The following is a 15330-nucleotide window of genomic DNA, read 5'->3' as shown; positions in this document are numbered from 1 at the left end:
GCTGTGAGCCCCGAGTCAGGATTGAACTGACGACCCCTTCCTTACCATGGAAGTGCTCTGCCACTGAGCTATCGGGGCGTGCTGCCCCTCGCGGGGGCAACCACACGAGAATACCATCACTGTGGCGTCCTCATGAAATCGAGGTGTCAGTACGAGGTCCGACCCGCGTTCTCGCGCAACCACGGCAGCGGATCGATCGTGCCGCCGTTGATGATGATCTCGAAGTGCAGGTGCGCTCCGTAGGAACGACCGGTGTTTCCGGTGTGGCCGACGACGTCGCCGACCTTCACGGTCTGCCCGGGCTTGACCTGCAGCGAGCCGTACTGCATGTGCGAGTAGTGGCTCGTGACGATCTGTCCGTCGATCACGTGGTCGATGTACACGGTGACGCCGTAGGCGCCGCCCTGCTCAGTGGCGATGCGCACCACGCCGTCGGCGATCGCCTGGATGGGCGCTCCCTCACCGGGGACGAAGTCGATTCCCTCGTGCAGACGGCCCCAGCGCATGCCGTATCCCGAGCTCATACCCACGCCGACCTTGAACGGCCACTGGATGGCAGCCTCGGCGTCGTTGGTGAAGACCTCGTTCGAGTAGTTGATGCCCTCTTCCGATGCCACCTGGATGAGAGACACGCTCGAGAAGCTGTCGGAGCGCGCGAGCGGCTCGTTCTGCACGTCGGAAGACGTGACGAACGCCTGGATCTCGTCGTCGGATGCAGCCTTCGACGCCGTACCCGATGCAGCGACGAGGGACGTCGCCGCGAGCGACGGCGTTCCCTGCACTGCGGCGACGGCTTCGGCAGGAAGCGTCATGCCGACGGCGAGGAGACCGGCGAGGCTCATCACGCCGACGGTCGCGCCGACGGCGAGGAACTTGCGTGCAGACGGGCGACGGCGCACGACATGCTCGACCGGAGTCTCGTCAGCCTCGGCGGCCTCAGTCGGGTCCTCGGCGGGCTCGGCCGCGGCCTCGGGTGCCACGCGACGGAATGCACGGGCAGCCGTCTCGAAGGCATCCTCGTCGCTCGAACGGTGGCTTGCGCCGTCCGCGCGCTCCGAGTCGGGCTGATCGTGCTCGGCTGCTGCGGGCATCGCAATCGGCTCGGCGACGATCGGCTCGATGACGATCGGCTCGGCGACGTCCGCGGGAGCCTCATCGGTCTCGCTCACGACGACGTCGGCGGAGTCGGATGCTGCTGACGCCGCCGCGACCGCGGTCGCGGCGATGAAGACCTCTGCGGTGTTCAGTCGCTGGCGGGCGGCACGGCGAGACAGGGGAGCCTCGGAGGGGACGGCCGTGGCTTCGGAGACGGGCGCGGCTTCGGAGACGGCTTCCGTCACTCCTGCCGCGGAGGCCTCGAAGGCCGCAGTGCGGGGACGGCTGGAGCGGCGCGTGGGCGCAGAGGCAGCCTGGGGATTCTCGAAGGGCAAATCAGATTCTCTCGGGTTCAAACGTCAAGCTCGGGGGCGCTTACGACCTTCACCGATTCGGGCCGATGAAAGTAACGATCGGATAAACCCTAGCCTGATCCACCTGTGAATGCCATGAATCGTTCACGTTTCATCTCGAAGAATATCGAGGACGCGCTGATGGACCTCAGTGCCACCCGCGATGAGCATGGGTCTCGCGGAGGCACGGTCGATCAGCGAGACATCGCCCCCCGCCTCGGTGACCAGCAGCGCGCCTGCCGCGTGATCCCACGGCTTCAGGCCGCGCTCGAAGTAGCCGTCCAGCCGCCCGGAGGCCACGAAAGCGAGGTCGAGGGCGGCAGAGCCTGCGCGGCGGAGGTCTCTCGCGATCGGCATGATCCTGCGCACGGTCGCGAGGTCGCCGTCATGCGTCGCGGGGTCGTAGCCGAATCCGGTGGCGAGCAGCGCTCCCGCCGGCGTCTCGGTCGTGACCGACAGCCGCACGTCGCCCAGGAAGGCGCCATGACCTCGAGCGGCGGTGAACATCTCGGCGGTTGCGGGCGCGTAGACGGCAGCGGCGAGCGCCTCCCACTCCCCCGCGACTGCGCTGCCCCTCACTGCCGCGATGCTCACGGCATAGGAGGGGATTCCGTAGGCGTAGTTCACCGTGCCGTCGATCGGATCGACGACCCAGGTGATGCCGGTCACGCCGGGTTCAGCCTCCGACTCTTCGCCCAGGAAGCCGTCGCCGGGTCGAGCGACCCTCAGCCGGTCGCGGACGAGCGCTTCGACTTCGCGATCGGCATCGGTGACGATGTCCGCCAGCGTCGACTTCGTGGCGGCGAGGTGCACGCCCTCGTCGCGACGGCGCCGCGCCAGGTCGCCCGCCTCGCGTGCGATCCGGCGGGCGAGGTCAGCCAGTTCGAGTTCGATGCTCACTGGGGAGGCAGCGGCGGAGCCGGCGGGTAGGCGTCGTGAGCAGTGGGAGCCGGCGGGTAGGCGTCGTGAGCCGCGGGCGCGGGCGGAACCGGAGGCGTCGCCGGGCCCTGCGAGTACGGCTCAGGCGCGGTCGGGAACGGCGCGACGGGGAACCCCTGCGGCGCGGGAGCGACAGGGAGCGCCTGCTGCGGCTGCGGCGACGGGTGGCCGGTGTAGTAGGCATTCCAGTCCGGCGAGCCGTCGGGCAGCACCGGCAGGGGCGTCACACCGTCTGCGTAGGTCGGCCATGCCGGAGCGGCTGCGACACTCTGCGCCGCGGCGGCGGCACGAGCGCCGGCCGGCTTGCGAGGAGCGAACAGGGCGTTGAGCAGCGGGATCAACGTGGTTCCGACCGCGGCCAGGATCGTGAGTGCGACGACGATTCGCCAGTACAGCTCGCCATAGTCGAAGGTGTGCGGGAAGGTGAGGAAGAAGATCAGCATGGCCACGAGGCCGCCGAGGAACACGATCGTCGCGATGTAGATGATGCGGGTGAACGTCGTCACGTGACGCTGCGCGGCCGGAGTGAACAGCCTCACATGCAGCAGGGCGAGCTGGAGGATTCCCACCACGAGCAGCAGCTGGAAGAAGCGCTCTGCACCGGTGAAGAACGCGTCGTCCTCGGGCAGCCAGATCTTGACCGCTCCGACCAGCAGAGCCACGATCCAGCTGACCATGCTCGACAGCGCGAGCCAGTCGGGACGGTTGGGGGCGAGTCCCGCCTCGAGGATCGCGATCCCTGCGAACGCGGCGAGCAGGAGGATCGTGAGAAATGCCCGCCCGATCAGCCCGTCCTGATCACCGATCAGAACCCAGACGACGCACACGAGCGCCGCGGAGATGAGTGCACCGATGGCGATCCAGATCGCCCCTCTGATGAGAAGGGACATGTTCTTCTTCTCGACCAGCGCGGGGGGCTGCTGGGTGATCTCCGGCTGCGACATCGCGTTCCTCTCGTTGAGCGGCGTTGCGTTCATCCTTGCATGCGCCGGCGCGGAGGCAGGAGCCTCGACGTGATCCGTGGATACATCGGGGCGAACCGGCTCCCGCGGGAATCAGCCCTTGCGTGCGGATGCCGCGGCGAACGCGGCGATCCGGGCCTGAGCGTCCGGGGTCGCCAGGGAGGCGCCGATCGAGCGCGCCTCCTCGCTCAGCTGCTCGGCGAACGTCCGCTCGGGCTGAGAGCGGACGAGGCGCTTCGCGTGACCGTACGCTTCAGCCGCACCGGCGAGCCAGAAGCGGGCGATCTCTTCCGCACGCCCCCTCACCCGGCCGGCTTCGTCCGCAGAGTCGGCCCCGTCGACGGCCTCTGCGACGAGGCCCCATTCCACGGCTTCCGCAGCCGTCAGGAGGCGGTCCTGCAGCACCAGCTGCAGCGCGCGGCGCTGTCCGACCGCTCGAGCGAGCTGAGCCGAGACCGACAGGTCGGGTGTCAGCCCGATGTTCGCATAGAGGCTGCCCAGCCGAGAGCGTGAGCCGACCACGGCGTAGTCGCTGCTGAGCAGTATGCCGAGCCCGCCGCCGGCGGTCGTCCCGTGGGCTGCGGCGACGACCGGCACCGCGGACTCGGTCAGCGACCGGATCCCGGCGTTGATGACTTCGGCCAGGGCCGTTATCTCGTCACCCGATCCCATCGTCGTCGCCATCTCGATGACATCACCGCCGGCGCAGAACGCGGGGCCCGCCGCATCGATCAGGATCGCCTTCACATCCGTGCGCGACGTCGCCTCGGCCGTCGCGTCGCGCCACGCGTGCGCCAGATCGGAGTTGAAGGCATTGAGCCGTGAGGGACGGTTCAGTGTGAGCCGGGCCAGCCCCTCATCGACGGTGAACAGGATGGCATCGTTCATGGCTTCTCCTTCGAGCGCAGGACGTATGCGACCAGGCTAACCGTGATCAGGCCTGCTGCCTCACGCGGCCCACGAAGGCCTCCATTCGCCGCCTCGTGCCGTCGAGACGGACGTCCACCTGTCCGGGGGCGAGGATCTCGTTCGGGGCGAGCGGGTGGGCGAGTCTCACGTTCTCGTGACAGGAGAGATCGGCGCACATGTAGGTGCCGACGGAGTCGCCCCGCTCACCGGCCTCGCCTGCGAGCCGTGCTGAGAAGAGCGCCACCTGGTTTCCCGGCTGCATGGTGTGGCAGATGTTGCACATGCCCGAACGACCTCGGCCGGGGTCCGAGACTCGCAGCACGAACCCCGAGACCTCACCGTCGTGCTGAGTGAGCACGTAGCCGCGCCGACCCGCACTCGGGTCTCGCCACGCGAAGAAATCCAGGTAGTCCCAGTCGATCAGGACGAAGTCGTGGGGCATCTCCATGACCCGCAGCTCGTCGGCATCCGCATTGACGAACGAGGCACGGACGTCTGCTTCGGTGAGCGCTCGCATCGCTCCAGTCTATGAACACCGGTGCGCATGGGGTCGCGGCCAGGCGTCCGAGATCCCGGCGAGGCGCGGCCAGGGTGAGTTCCAGGGCGAAATACCGCGTGTTCGATGCGCTCCCTCACGACCCCGACGCGCCCGCACCTATCGTGAACACAGGTCGACGAGAGCACGAACCCCCAGGTTCACCCCTCCCACGCTCCCGACTCTGAGGCGCACCACGCGTCACCCGAACTCGGGGTGCGCCTCGATCGACCGGTCAGTCGCTCAGTCCTCGAGCAGCCCCAGCTCTGCGGCGCGCAGAAGAGCCTGCTCCCTGTTCGACGCACCGAGCTTGCGATACGCGCTGCGACGTTGGACCTTCACCGTGTTCGGTGAGACGAAGAGTGCCGCGGCGAGCGCGTCGGTGGACGACGTCCTCCGCAGCTCTCGCATCACCGCGAGTTCTCTCGACGTGAGCCTGACCGGGGGCGGCAGCGCCGGGAACGGGCATCCGTCCGAGGCGCGCGCGAGATAGGAGTCGAGGAATTCCTGCTCGGTCGGCGCGCACAGTTCGCGCACCTCGCTCAGCACGTCACCGGCGAAGAGCGCGAGCGGAGCCTGAGAGCGCTGCTCTCGCATCACGGCGACGGCGCGAGACATCGCGCGGGCAGATGCCTCACGCCTGCCCAACCGTGCTGCCGCGGCTGAGGACGTGATGGCTGCGAGGCAGAGCCGGTCGAGGTCAGGGTCGCGTTCGGCATGGGCGACCTCGGCCGCGGCGTAGGAACGCGCGTCGTCACCGGTGAGGAGCGCGACGAACGCCTCGACGGCGAGCCGAGCCGGATCATCGCCCGGGAGCCCGGCCGCAGTCCGTCGGGCCGCCGTCTGGTCGCCGAGCGCCAGCGACGCCATCGCCTGCGCGACGGTCAGCCGGGACGATCCGTAGTCGGAGACCGCCGAGTTCACGCCCCGTCCAAGCGAATGGGCGATGGCCAGCGATGCCTCGGCCGCGCGCCCCTCGCGCACCTCGATCTCGCTCTGAACGCAGACGAGGTAGGGCCAGAGCTCCGTCGTTCCCAGGTGGTGTGCGATCGAATCCGTACGGCGTCTGGCCTCGTCGAGATCGAGCGCCGCGATGGCGATGACGGCGTGGGCGATCTGCTCCAGTATCCCGAACTGCTCCGATCGCCAGGCGGGCGGCGGATCGACGCCGTCGATCTCGTCGAGGACCCGCCGCGCATCGGACAGCCGTCCCCGCAGGGCGTATACGCCGGCGAGAGTCGCAGCGCAGTGATACCAGCCGCCGTCGTCATCGGGCATCCGCAGACCGACACCGTCTTCGAGGATCATGACGGTATGCGCGACCTGAATCGTCATGCCGAGCTCCAGGACCTCGATGGCATCCGAGATCCGACCCAGCTGAAAGAAGCTGAGCCCGCAGTTGCTGAGCAGCAGCGCCGCGAATCCGGTGCACTCCGCACGCTGCTCGGCCTCCATCGTGTGGAAGACCTGAACAACCAGATCGGCGGACATCCCGGATCGCCGGAACTGCCCGGCGAACCGCTCGGCCAGCGCCTTCGCGCTGAGCATCCAGAACCGCTCGACGGGGTCATCGTCGACGCCCCGGCGGCCGAGTGACAGCGCGGCGCCCTGGAAATAGGCGAACGCGCGCAGCCGTTGACCGAGACGCAGCAGGACCAACGCCAGCAGCATGCCGAGCAGCGGATGACGCGCGAGCACGAGAGGATTCTCGCGACGCAGCAGCGTCTCGACTTCGCGCGGACTCGACCGGGAGAGGATGAACCACGACTTGCGCCCGAGGCGCACCGCGAGGACGTAGTCCCTCGCTCTCATCGCATTGGTCAGCGCCTCGAGATGGCGGCCGTGCTCGGAAGCCCACAGCGCGACTGTTCGGCGGATCGGTGCCACGGCGTCGAGTGGCCGCTGATCGAGTCGGCGCGCGAGCGCTTCGCGCAGCAGCGGGGTGTAGACGAACCCGAGACCGTCATCCGCCGGTTCCCACATGCCCAGTCCGTAGAGCTCGGCCCGATCGAGGTGCTCGTCCCCGCCATCCGGCCATCCGAGACGCCGGACGATCTCGCGCGTCACTCTCCCCGGCACCGAAGTCCGAAGCAGGAACTCCCGGAAGTCGGCCGGAGCATCCGGACCGATCAGGCTGGCCATCAGAGCATCAGCGAGCCCTTGTACCTCGACTGCGGCGATCTCGACCGGTTCCCGATGGGTCGCGAGAGCAAGGCCCAACGCTCGGGCTGCGAGGGGCAGTGCGCTCTCCTCACCGAGCGGATGCGGCGGGAGCGCCTGACCGGATACGCGTTCCACCACCGCCCGAGCCTCGTCACACGTGAAGAAGAGATGCGCGGGTCCGACGACGCACACGTCCGCGGACGCGACCATCTGCAGCGTCCGCGTCACCGTCGAGCGGCGCGTCGCCACGACGATCCGCAGGAGCGGTGCGGCGTCGAGAAGATCGAGAGCCCGCCCGAGAAGCGACCGCTCATCGGCCCGCTCCGCATTGTCGATCAGTAGAACGCACGGTCGACTCAGGTCGCCGAGCAGGCGCCCGAGTTCGCCGCCCGGATCCCGGACGCTGTCGAACCCACGCAGCGCCGAGCGAGCGGTGCTCCGATCAGCGATCAAGTCCTGGACGATGACCTTGGTCAGGATCTCGCGAAGCATGAGGTGCTCGTTCGTGACGCTCTCGTCGAACCCGAGTCGCACCGCAGCAGCCGCTCGTTCTTCCTGCATCGTCGCCCACTGGCTCAGCAGAACCGACTTCCCACCTCCGGCGGGGCCGCTGATGACCGTCAGGGCATGCCCTCGATCGAAGATCTCCGTCAGCCGCGGACGATCGAGCATGTGCAGGGGAAGACGCGCGCCGCGCGCACGTCCGCCTGTCCCCTGCTCCATCGCCGGCCTCCCCCGAGAACGCGAAACTCTCCGCGATCCGATCGTAGGTCTGCGAACGATTCCGGAATACTGCGAAAGCCGACGTATACCGAGATATCGGCTGAGTATGCCGCTCTTCGGCTATTCGGCAGCGCGCTGCATCGCCTCGTCAGCCTCCATAACGATGCTCCGCATCGCTGACGCGGCGGCATCGGCGTCTCCGCCCGCAACCGCGAACGCGACATCCCGATGCCACTGCACAGCGCTCTGATTGGCCACGTGCGGCATGAGGTCATGCGCCGTGCGCCCCCTGAGCACCGCCTCGACCATGCCGCCCAGAGCGGCGAGCATCCGATTGCCGGACGAATCCAGCAGAAGACGGTGAAGCCTGATGTCCGCGGTGAGGTAGCGCTCTCGGTCGGCCTCGTGGTCCTCCTCGCTCATCGCGACGACGAGTGAGACGAGCTCGACCTTCTGTTCCGACGTCGCGTTCACCGCAGCGAGTCGCGCAGCGAGCGGTTCGATCACGGAACGGAGCTGGCTGAGCTCGCGAAGCTGCTCATCGCGACCGGGGCCCGCGAGTCGCCACGCGATCACCTCGGGCGCGTAGACGTTCCAATCGGCCCGCGGCCGCACCTCGACACCCGATTTCCGCCGCACCCAGACAAGACCGAAGGACTCGAGGACCCGCACCGCCTCACGGGCGGCGGAGCGGGACACTCCCCGCTCCTGAGCGAGCTCCACCGTCAGCATCCGCGAGCCCGGGGGGTGCTCGCCGTCGACGATCGCGCGACCGAGCTCGGCGACGAGCGAGTCGTGGACAGGGCTTGCAGGGCCGGCGACGGTCATATGTCGAGTATGCCCGCCACAGGGTCGCTGACGTGGGACGTCTCAGGCGACTGTTTCGGTTATGTTGCGCATGACGTGGTATGCGTGCTTATTATGTACGGCATAAGGTCGTAAACCACGCCCGGATCAAGGAAGCTCATGGCACTCTTCACCCCCGCCGCCGACGCGCTCATGACGGCAGTCGCCGACACGGCAGCCCCTGACCGCCCCGCCGGTCAGCTGATCACCGCCGCAGTGCTCGGGATCGCGATCATCATCGTCCTCATCACGTGGGTGAAGCTGCATCCCTTCCTGTCGCTCACCATCGGCGCGCTCGCCACCGGCGCGATCGCCGGCATGGACATCGCGGCATCGGTCACCAGCTTCTCGACCGGATTCGGCACCACGATGGGCGGGGTGGGAATCCTGATCGCCCTCGGTGCCATCTACGGAAAGCTCCTCGCCGACTCGGGTGGTGCCGACCGCATCGTCGATACGCTCGTCAGCCGTGCCAGCGCACGGTCGCTGCCGTGGGTCATGGGACTCATCGGTGCGGTCATCGGTCTCCCGATGTTCTTCGAGGTCGGCCTCGTGCTCCTCGTGCCGGTCATCATCCTCGTCGCACGGCGCTCCGGGGCGCCACTCATGCGCATCGCGATCCCGACGCTCGCCGGCCTCTCGGCCATGCACGGCCTCGTGCCGCCGCACCCGGGCCCGCTCGCCGCGATCGACGCGCTCGGAGCCAACCTCGGCCTCACCCTCGCCTTCGGTGTGATCGTCGCGATCCCCGCCGTGATCATCTCTGGGCCGCTGTTCGCCCGCTTCGCAGAGCGCTGGGTCGACGTCCCGGTCCCCGAGCTGTTCGTGACGGACGAGGACGAGGGCATCGAGCAGCGTCGCCGCCCATCGTTCGGCGCGACGCTCTTCAGCATCCTGCTCCCCGTGTTCCTCATGCTCGCCAAGGCCGTCGCCGACATCTCGGCCGCAGGCTCCGACGCCCCGTGGAAGGTCGCGCTCGACTTCCTCGGCACGCCGGTCATCGCCCTGCTCATCGCCGTGCTCGCCGGATTCTTCATCCTCGGCCGCGGCGCCGGATTCGACCGCACGAAGATCAACGACATCGTCGGCTCGTCGCTCGGCCCCATCGCCGGCATCCTGCTGATCGTCGGCGCGGGTGGCGGATTCAAGCAGGTGCTGGTCGACACCGGCATCGGCAACGTGATCGCCCAGTTCGTCTCCGGGTCGTCCGTCTCGGTGCTGATCCTCGCGTGGCTGGTCGCCGTGGTCATCCGCATCGCCACGGGATCCGCGACCGTCGCGACGATCACCGCCGCCGGCATCCTGCAGCCGCTCACCGAGACCCTCGACTCCCCCATGGTCGCGCTGCTGGTGCTGGCGATCGGCTCGGGCTCGGTGTTCCTGTCGCATGTCAATGATGCGGGTTTCTGGCTCATCAAGGAGTACTTCGGCCTCAGCATCCCGCAGACTCTGAAGTCATGGACAGTACTCGAATGCCTCATCTCCGTCACCGGTCTCGCCGGCGTCCTCGTCCTGAGCATGTTCGTCTGAGCGCGCCATGATGTCCGTCAACGCACCCGTCCTCGTCTTCATGGGCGTCGCCAGCACCGGAAAGTCGACCGTGGCAGCGATGCTCGCCGGCCGTCTCGGCTGGGCGTTCGAAGAGGGCGACGACCTGCATCCCGAGGCGAACGTCGCCAAGATGGCTGCCGGCCACGCTCTGAACGACGAGGACCGCTGGCCCTGGCTCGACCGCATCGCCGAGTGGATCGATGAGCGCATCGACGCCGGCGAGCCCGGCATCGTGACCTGCTCCGCCCTGCGACGCAGCTACCGCGACGTGCTTCGCCGGGATGCGGTCACGTTCGTGCACTTCGCCGGCGAGCGCGAGCTGATCCTCGAGCGGATGCTGCGCCGCCAGGGGCACTTCATGCCCGCCACATTGCTCGACTCGCAGTTCGCGACGCTCGAGCCCCTGGAGGCGGACGAGCGGGCCATCGAGATCGACATCGCTCTGACGCCGGCTGAGCAGGCCGCTCAGATCGCGTCACGGCTGCGGTTGCACCCGGACTACTGAGACGATGCCTCGGCCCGCGACACTCTGAGTCATGAAGAACTCGATGCGGCGCGCTGTGCGGATCCTGGTCGCGGCGACGACGCTCAGCGTCGGGCTGACTGGCTGCTCGCCCTCCTCCGGCGGAACTCAGCCTGCGAACGATGCGTCGACTGCTGAGACGACCCTTGGCGCCGGTTCGGTCAGCGACGCCCCTCGTGCGAGCCCTCTCAGCTGCGATGGCGTGGCTGTGATGTTGACGGTCGATCCGCTCTCAGCCACCGCCGGGCAGACGGTCTCCGTGTCAGTGCATCCCCCCGAGTGCCTCGACGAGCTCTGGGCGGGCGAGGTGATCATCCGCTCCCCCGAGGGCGATCTGCGCACCGGTTCACGTCTCGAGGTCGGAGCGACCTCGGTGTCGGTCGAGGTGCCGCCCGATCTCACGGGGACGCCGATGCTGATGCTCGTACCCGATCTCGATTGCGAGCGATCAGGTGCGACCGGCGACTGCCACTATCCATACGCGGAGATCGAGATACGCGCCGCTACTCCGTGAGCAGACCCAGCCCTGCGATCCCCTCGACGACCAGGTCGTGGTCGTCCGATGACGGAAGTCCCGACACCGTCGCGACCGCGACGACACCCACACCGTCGACGCGGATCGGCACCGACCCACCCGCGACCGCGTAGACGACCGGATCGAGCCATCCCGGCTCGTACATGTCCCGGCCGCCATTCTCGATGCGCGCTTCGAGCAGGGCAGTGCTGGTCTCGAACCTGAGAGCGGTCGCCGCCTTCTTCGCCGCCCATGCGTCGTTGTCGGCCGTCGCGCCCGGCAGAGATGCGTGGAAGAGGACCCCTGACGGGGTGCGCACGTCCACCGCGACCGGGTGACCCTCGGCCAATGCCCGTTCTGCGATCGAGCGACCCAGCTCCCATGCGTCCCTGCGGTCGAAGCGGCGCAGGACGAGTTCGACGTGCTCCTTCTCGAGCTGCGCGATCCGTGTCTGGTCACTCATGTCCGGTACCTCTCGTGTGCGTCTGTTCAGCCGAGTTCCCCCGATCCGTACGGTCGAATCGGCTGCTGCCTCTGGAAGGCGTACTCGCCACCCTGACGCCCTCCGAAGGGGCGTCCGTGATCGGCGAACTCCTCACGATAGAACGCCAGCCGCCAGGATCCGATCTCGATCCGCGATCCGGTGCGCAGAATCCGGGCATCCTCCGAGCTGTGCGGCAGATTGGGCCGCCCGCCGCCGGTGGGGGCGTACGAATACAGGACGTACTCGTCGTCCTCGTTGTGGCGGACTTCGGCGTGCAGCGCCTCCACTCCCTCGAGCCGCAGGTCGGCGTCCTTGCCCGAGCCGATCGTCGTCCGTCCGGGAAGGAGATCGAACTCACGCGGCCTGGTGCTGTTCCAGTCGCCGTTCCCGACCGCGAAGATCAGCCGTGGTCGACCGGATCCGGGAAGGTAGTGGGTGGTCGTCACCCGCCGCGGCACCCGACGTGCCAACGTGGGAACGAGGGGGAAGAGAGTGGGCGGCGGGGCGGGGAGGCGGAACCGGCTGCCATCGTCCCGGTGCTTCACCTCCGAGAGCAGCGCCGACAGATGTCCGAGCCTGATGTGCGACGACCCGGCGATCGCACGGCCGACAGGCCCTGACCTGACGTCGCCGAGCTGGAGCAGAGTCCCCTTTGGCCCTTCCACACGCACGCTGAGGCCTCGTCGCGACAAGGCATCGGCGAGAGGTGCCAGCTGCGTGAGCTCGCGGCGACCCATGCCGGTGAGGCCCGCAGTGGACTCGAACGAGATGACGACCTCCCGACCCGCGGCACGCACCGTGAAGCGAGTCGGAGATGCGCCGTCCGAAGCGACGTGCTCGACCTTCAGGTCGATATCGAGACGGATCATGGTGGCAGGCCGTCAGGCCGGCCGGCTCTCGCCGGACTCGCTGTCGCTGGTCGTCACGCGCAGCGTGCCGTTGAACTTCCACGTCGCGCGAGGTGCATCCGGCCCGATATCCCGAGGGACTTCCACGGTCATGTCCTCGAACGTGTAGTTGACCGCCGCTCCGCGACCGGTCAGATAGGCCCACATCTCTCGGCCGAGATCCGTCCAGTCCGTGATCGATGCTCCACTCGGCCCCGAGGCCTCGGAGAACAGTTCGGACGTTTCCTTCTCATCACTCATGGGGTGCTCCTTCGCTGGTGCCCGGTGGTGTTGAAGCGATTATGCGCGCCCCCGATCACTCTGTCCATATGTTTTTGAATACAGTCCAGAAACTGTCTTCCGCTCTCCGAGGCAGCTCAGAGAAACTTCGCGGCCGGTGCATCCGAACGGTGGTGACCAGCGGAATAACCCTGTGTCACGACCCTCGCCGTGACTCCGATCGACAATGGAGTTGAACGATGACTGGAAAGATCCGCGCCTCCCTCGCAGGGGTGGCCGCACTCGCCCTCGTCCTGACCGCCGCGCCCGCACAGGCCGCAGAGACAGCACGCCCCTCGGGGAACATCGTCGATGTTCTCGTCACCGCCTCAGGAGGAGGCGCTCCAGACCGAAACGCCAACGACTACGACCTGCTCGTCCAGGCGGTGCTCGCCACCGGCCTCGACAGCACGCTCGCAGATCCGGCGGGAACGTTCACCGTCTTCGCTCCGAACGATCGAGCCTTCCTGCGGCTGGTGTCCGACCTGACGGGCACCGCACCCGCATCCGAGGCGGCGGCACTGACCACGCTCACGACCGCCTTCACCACCGACCAGATCGCCGACATCCTGCTGTACCACGTCGTCGCGGGCAAGAAGCTGGGCCCGATCAAGGTCATCACGTCGAAGTCGCTCACCATGGCTAACGGCGGGGTCGTCCGGCCGCGCGGCGTCTTCTTGCGTGACGAGAGCCCCACCCTGCGGGACCCGGCCCTGGTGCTGTGGCGGGTGAACATCACCGCGAACAATGGAGTGATCCACACGATCGATCGCGTCCTGGTTCCTGCGATGTGAGCACGCCGTGAAAAGGAAACGCCCCCGAGGACGCGGGCGTTTCTCCGGCTCGTGGATCTCGTGATCGAGAACAACGAACAGATGGTGGGGTTTTCCCGTATCTCCCCGAGTCCTACCCTTTACAGGGATCGGGGCCCGCGATTCCTAGGCGTTTCCCACGCGTTCCTTTCGCGATTCCCACGGATACCCCCGACTGCCCTACTCCTGCTTGAGGTGCCAGCGGGCGAAACTCAGGATTCGGCCGCGGCGCCGTCGTCCTCAGGTTCTGGCTCTCCCCAGGGCTGCAGCGCGACGGCCGCAGCGATGGCACGGTCTCGGGCGGCCGTCCACCTCGCCGCTTCTTGCGACCCGAACGATGTCGCGACCTCGCGGAGCTTGTCACCGACCAGAACGCAGGCCGCGCTCAGCGCGGTCTTCGTCGGACAAGGAACGCAGCGCGGTCTCGATGACTGAGGCCATGTGTTGGCTCTGCTGCTCCAGGTTGTCGAAATGCAATTCTGTTCCCCGGGCACCGTGGAGGATCGCAGCTTGGATGACAGGGTCGTTGAATCGGTCGAAGTTCGCCGGCGACAGGACATGGCCGAACCCGGGCTGTTCGAACAGTGAGAACTTGGCGTCTTTTGAGTGACGTGCGCGATGCAGCACCGACGAGATGGTGAAGTACACCTCCGCGTGACTGGCGGTCGTCATGTCGCCGATCTCGGGCTCCCAGAACGCGAAGTTCGGATTGAGAGCCATCGGCAGCACCATGCCCGAAGTCCCGTAGTTGCTCGGTAGGAAACCGGACCGGTCACCGAGAGGCGCCTAATTGGCGTCCCAGAGTGTGTATCCAATGACGCCAGCGGGGATGAAATCCTGAGCAGCCGTCAGCTCGTTCTCCATGCCGACGATCCGGCCGGTGTCGCGGGAGATGAGAACCGTGTCTTGGTAGGTCGTTGCCGGGTCCGCGACGCGCAATCCGATGACATCGCGCCCCAGTCGGTCCGTTGACTCGCCCAGGACCGTGACACCACCGGCCTCGACCAGCCGGTCGATGAGGATGTTGTGCTGCTCATTCGTCAAGGTCCAATAGCTCAACAGCCGGCCGATGACGACGAGGACCTCGCCCGATGATGAGGACTCCGTCGCGCCGAGGCTGGTGAGTGCCTTGTCCATCGACTCGCGAGACCCGTCATTCAGGTTCATCACATCGGCGGGGATCTTCAGATCCTGTGGTGCCGTCACCAGCTGTGTGATGGTGTCACCCGGTTGATACGGGCTCTCCTCGATGCCTTCGGGTCGCACACCGGCTGGCCAGTGAGATTCCCCGGCGATGATGGTGTTGCGGGACCCGGTCTCGGGCGCCCACTCGAATGTGACCCTCTGGGGCACAGACTCGACGCGTTCTTTCGCCAGGTCGATGCTCCACCCCCACACGAGCGAGGAGACTCGACGTTCCTGGACCACGCTCACCGTCGACCCGAGGCGCTCCTTCGCCTCCTGCACGACTGTCGCAAGCGGCTGAGCGTTGTCATACTGCAACGGCGGAGGTGTGAGCGCTGTGGCCCGCTGGGCCGGTGCGAGAACGTTGGTCGCGACGATCACAATGGCCACGATGGCCGCCACTGCGACGGCAAAGCGCCCCCACGCCCATCCTCGCCGTTGTCGCGCGGGGGCGTACGTGCCTCGGATGATGCTCTCGCGCACAGCGATGGCCTGAACACTGAGCTCGTCAGCGGACGCCGTGGCGGGGTTGACAGCACGGAGCAGGCGGTCGATCTCGTCGTCAGGAAT

At 67.4% G+C, this 15330-nt stretch carries 16 protein-coding genes and 1 tRNA gene; 4 read left to right on the top strand and 13 right to left on the bottom strand.

The features are described 5' to 3' along the window. Positions 1 to 6: 6 nt before the first annotated feature. The 8 genes from AKG07_RS16755 to AKG07_RS16720 all read right to left on the bottom strand — a co-directional run bounded on the left by AKG07_RS16755 (position 7) and on the right by AKG07_RS16720 (position 8507). A tRNA-Thr gene (locus AKG07_RS16755) sits at positions 7 to 78 on the bottom strand. A 68-nt stretch (positions 79 to 146) separates the two neighbouring features. Then, complete coding sequence (locus tag AKG07_RS16750; protein ID WP_053098925.1) at positions 147 to 1430, bottom strand: M23 family metallopeptidase; 1284 nt, start codon at positions 1428 to 1430, stop codon at positions 147 to 149. A 123-nt stretch (positions 1431 to 1553) separates the two neighbouring features. Then, complete coding sequence (locus AKG07_RS16745; protein ID WP_053098924.1) at positions 1554 to 2348, bottom strand: inositol monophosphatase family protein; 795 nt, start codon at positions 2346 to 2348, stop codon at positions 1554 to 1556. After that, positions 2345 to 3364, bottom strand: coding sequence for a hypothetical protein (locus tag AKG07_RS16740; protein ID WP_150115161.1), 1020 nt, complete (start codon positions 3362 to 3364; stop codon positions 2345 to 2347). The genes AKG07_RS16745 and AKG07_RS16740 overlap by 4 nt, the downstream gene beginning before the upstream one ends. 78 nt (positions 3365 to 3442) lie before the next feature. Continuing rightward, complete coding sequence (locus AKG07_RS16735; RefSeq protein WP_053098922.1) at positions 3443 to 4237, bottom strand: enoyl-CoA hydratase/isomerase family protein; 795 nt, start codon at positions 4235 to 4237, stop codon at positions 3443 to 3445. Between the two features lie 46 nt (positions 4238 to 4283). Beyond that, entirely contained in the window at positions 4284 to 4775 is a 492-nt protein-coding gene (locus AKG07_RS16730; RefSeq protein ID WP_053098921.1) for an FBP domain-containing protein, read from the bottom strand. Between the two features lie 261 nt (positions 4776 to 5036). After that, on the bottom strand, positions 5037 to 7679 hold the full coding sequence (locus AKG07_RS16725) for a LuxR C-terminal-related transcriptional regulator (RefSeq protein WP_053098920.1): 2643 nt from the start codon (positions 7677 to 7679) through the stop codon (positions 5037 to 5039). A gap of 120 nt (positions 7680 to 7799) precedes the next feature. Beyond that, positions 7800 to 8507, bottom strand: a complete 708-nt coding sequence (locus AKG07_RS16720) for a FadR/GntR family transcriptional regulator (RefSeq protein ID WP_053098919.1) — start codon at positions 8505 to 8507, stop codon at positions 7800 to 7802. Positions 8508 to 8645: 138 nt separating this feature from the next. On the opposite strand from AKG07_RS16720, the gene AKG07_RS16715 reads away from it, so the two are divergent. The 3 genes from AKG07_RS16715 (at position 8646) to AKG07_RS17775 (ending at position 11113) form a co-directional block, all read left to right on the top strand. Next, the gene (locus tag AKG07_RS16715; protein WP_372984322.1) at positions 8646 to 10055 is read left to right on the top strand and encodes a GntP family permease; all 1410 of its coding nucleotides are present in this window, start codon (positions 8646 to 8648) and stop codon (positions 10053 to 10055) included. A 10-nt stretch (positions 10056 to 10065) separates the two neighbouring features. Continuing rightward, entirely contained in the window at positions 10066 to 10581 is a 516-nt protein-coding gene (locus AKG07_RS16710; protein WP_372984381.1) for a gluconokinase, read from the top strand. 277 nt (positions 10582 to 10858) lie between these two features. After that, entirely contained in the window at positions 10859 to 11113 is a 255-nt protein-coding gene (locus tag AKG07_RS17775; protein ID WP_150115160.1) for a hypothetical protein, read from the top strand. Here the strand turns inward: AKG07_RS17775 and AKG07_RS16700 are convergent. The 3 genes from AKG07_RS16700 to AKG07_RS16690 are packed head-to-tail and all read right to left on the bottom strand — an operon-like array spanning position 11103 to position 12745. Beyond that, positions 11103 to 11576: a heme-binding protein gene (locus tag AKG07_RS16700; protein ID WP_053098916.1), complete on the bottom strand. Its 474-nt coding sequence runs from the start codon at positions 11574 to 11576 to the stop codon at positions 11103 to 11105. The genes AKG07_RS17775 and AKG07_RS16700 overlap by 11 nt on opposite strands. 26 nt (positions 11577 to 11602) lie before the next feature. Then, positions 11603 to 12466, bottom strand: a complete 864-nt coding sequence (locus AKG07_RS16695) for an FHA domain-containing protein (RefSeq protein ID WP_053098915.1) — start codon at positions 12464 to 12466, stop codon at positions 11603 to 11605. Positions 12467 to 12478: 12 nt separating this feature from the next. Then, complete coding sequence (locus AKG07_RS16690; RefSeq protein WP_053098914.1) at positions 12479 to 12745, bottom strand: hypothetical protein; 267 nt, start codon at positions 12743 to 12745, stop codon at positions 12479 to 12481. Positions 12746 to 12963: 218 nt separating this feature from the next. On the opposite strand from AKG07_RS16690, the gene AKG07_RS16685 reads away from it, so the two are divergent. After that, positions 12964 to 13557, top strand: a complete 594-nt coding sequence (locus AKG07_RS16685) for a fasciclin domain-containing protein (protein WP_053098913.1) — start codon at positions 12964 to 12966, stop codon at positions 13555 to 13557. A 378-nt stretch (positions 13558 to 13935) separates the two neighbouring features. On the opposite strand, the gene AKG07_RS16680 is transcribed toward AKG07_RS16685, so the two are convergent. Both AKG07_RS16680 and AKG07_RS16675 read right to left on the bottom strand, forming a co-directional pair. Then, positions 13936 to 14307: a hypothetical protein gene (locus AKG07_RS16680; protein WP_053098912.1), complete on the bottom strand. Its 372-nt coding sequence runs from the start codon at positions 14305 to 14307 to the stop codon at positions 13936 to 13938. A 54-nt stretch (positions 14308 to 14361) separates the two neighbouring features. After that, a complete protein-coding gene (locus tag AKG07_RS16675; RefSeq protein ID WP_150115159.1) occupies positions 14362 to 15243 on the bottom strand; it encodes a hypothetical protein in 882 nt (293 codons plus the stop codon). Between the last annotated feature and the right edge of the window lie 87 nt (positions 15244 to 15330).

It is taken from the genome of Microbacterium sp. CGR1, from assembly GCF_001266755.1.
Classification (GTDB): Bacteria; Actinomycetota; Actinomycetes; order Actinomycetales; family Microbacteriaceae; genus Microbacterium.
The sequence above is the reverse complement of the archived record's forward strand: the minus strand, read 5'-3'. Positions and strand labels throughout refer to the sequence as shown.

What these genes read in the sequence shown, in the direction of transcription:
- AKG07_RS16740 (WP_150115161.1), bottom strand. Translation starts at nt 3,364, where the DNA reads ATGAACGCAACGCCGCTCAACGAGAGGAACGCGATGTCGCAGCCGGAG.
- AKG07_RS16730 (WP_053098921.1), bottom strand. Translation starts at nt 4,775, where the DNA reads ATGCGAGCGCTCACCGAAGCAGACGTCCGTGCCTCGTTCGTCAATGCG.
- AKG07_RS16680 (WP_053098912.1), bottom strand. Translation starts at nt 14,307, where the DNA reads ATGGTGCTGCCGATGGCTCTCAATCCGAACTTCGCGTTCTGGGAGCCC.
- AKG07_RS16735 (WP_053098922.1), bottom strand. Translation starts at nt 4,237, where the DNA reads ATGAACGATGCCATCCTGTTCACCGTCGATGAGGGGCTGGCCCGGCTC.
- AKG07_RS16695 (WP_053098915.1), bottom strand. Translation starts at nt 12,466, where the DNA reads ATGATCCGTCTCGATATCGACCTGAAGGTCGAGCACGTCGCTTCGGAC.
- AKG07_RS16725 (WP_053098920.1), bottom strand. Translation starts at nt 7,679, where the DNA reads ATGGAGCAGGGGACAGGCGGACGTGCGCGCGGCGCGCGTCTTCCCCTG.
- AKG07_RS16685 (WP_053098913.1), top strand. Translation starts at nt 12,964, where the DNA reads ATGACTGGAAAGATCCGCGCCTCCCTCGCAGGGGTGGCCGCACTCGCC.
- AKG07_RS16710 (WP_372984381.1), top strand. Translation starts at nt 10,066, where the DNA reads ATGTCCGTCAACGCACCCGTCCTCGTCTTCATGGGCGTCGCCAGCACC.
- AKG07_RS16700 (WP_053098916.1), bottom strand. Translation starts at nt 11,576, where the DNA reads ATGAGTGACCAGACACGGATCGCGCAGCTCGAGAAGGAGCACGTCGAA.
- AKG07_RS16690 (WP_053098914.1), bottom strand. Translation starts at nt 12,745, where the DNA reads ATGAGTGATGAGAAGGAAACGTCCGAACTGTTCTCCGAGGCCTCGGGG.
- AKG07_RS16720 (WP_053098919.1), bottom strand. Translation starts at nt 8,507, where the DNA reads ATGACCGTCGCCGGCCCTGCAAGCCCTGTCCACGACTCGCTCGTCGCC.
- AKG07_RS16715 (WP_372984322.1), top strand. Translation starts at nt 8,646, where the DNA reads ATGGCACTCTTCACCCCCGCCGCCGACGCGCTCATGACGGCAGTCGCC.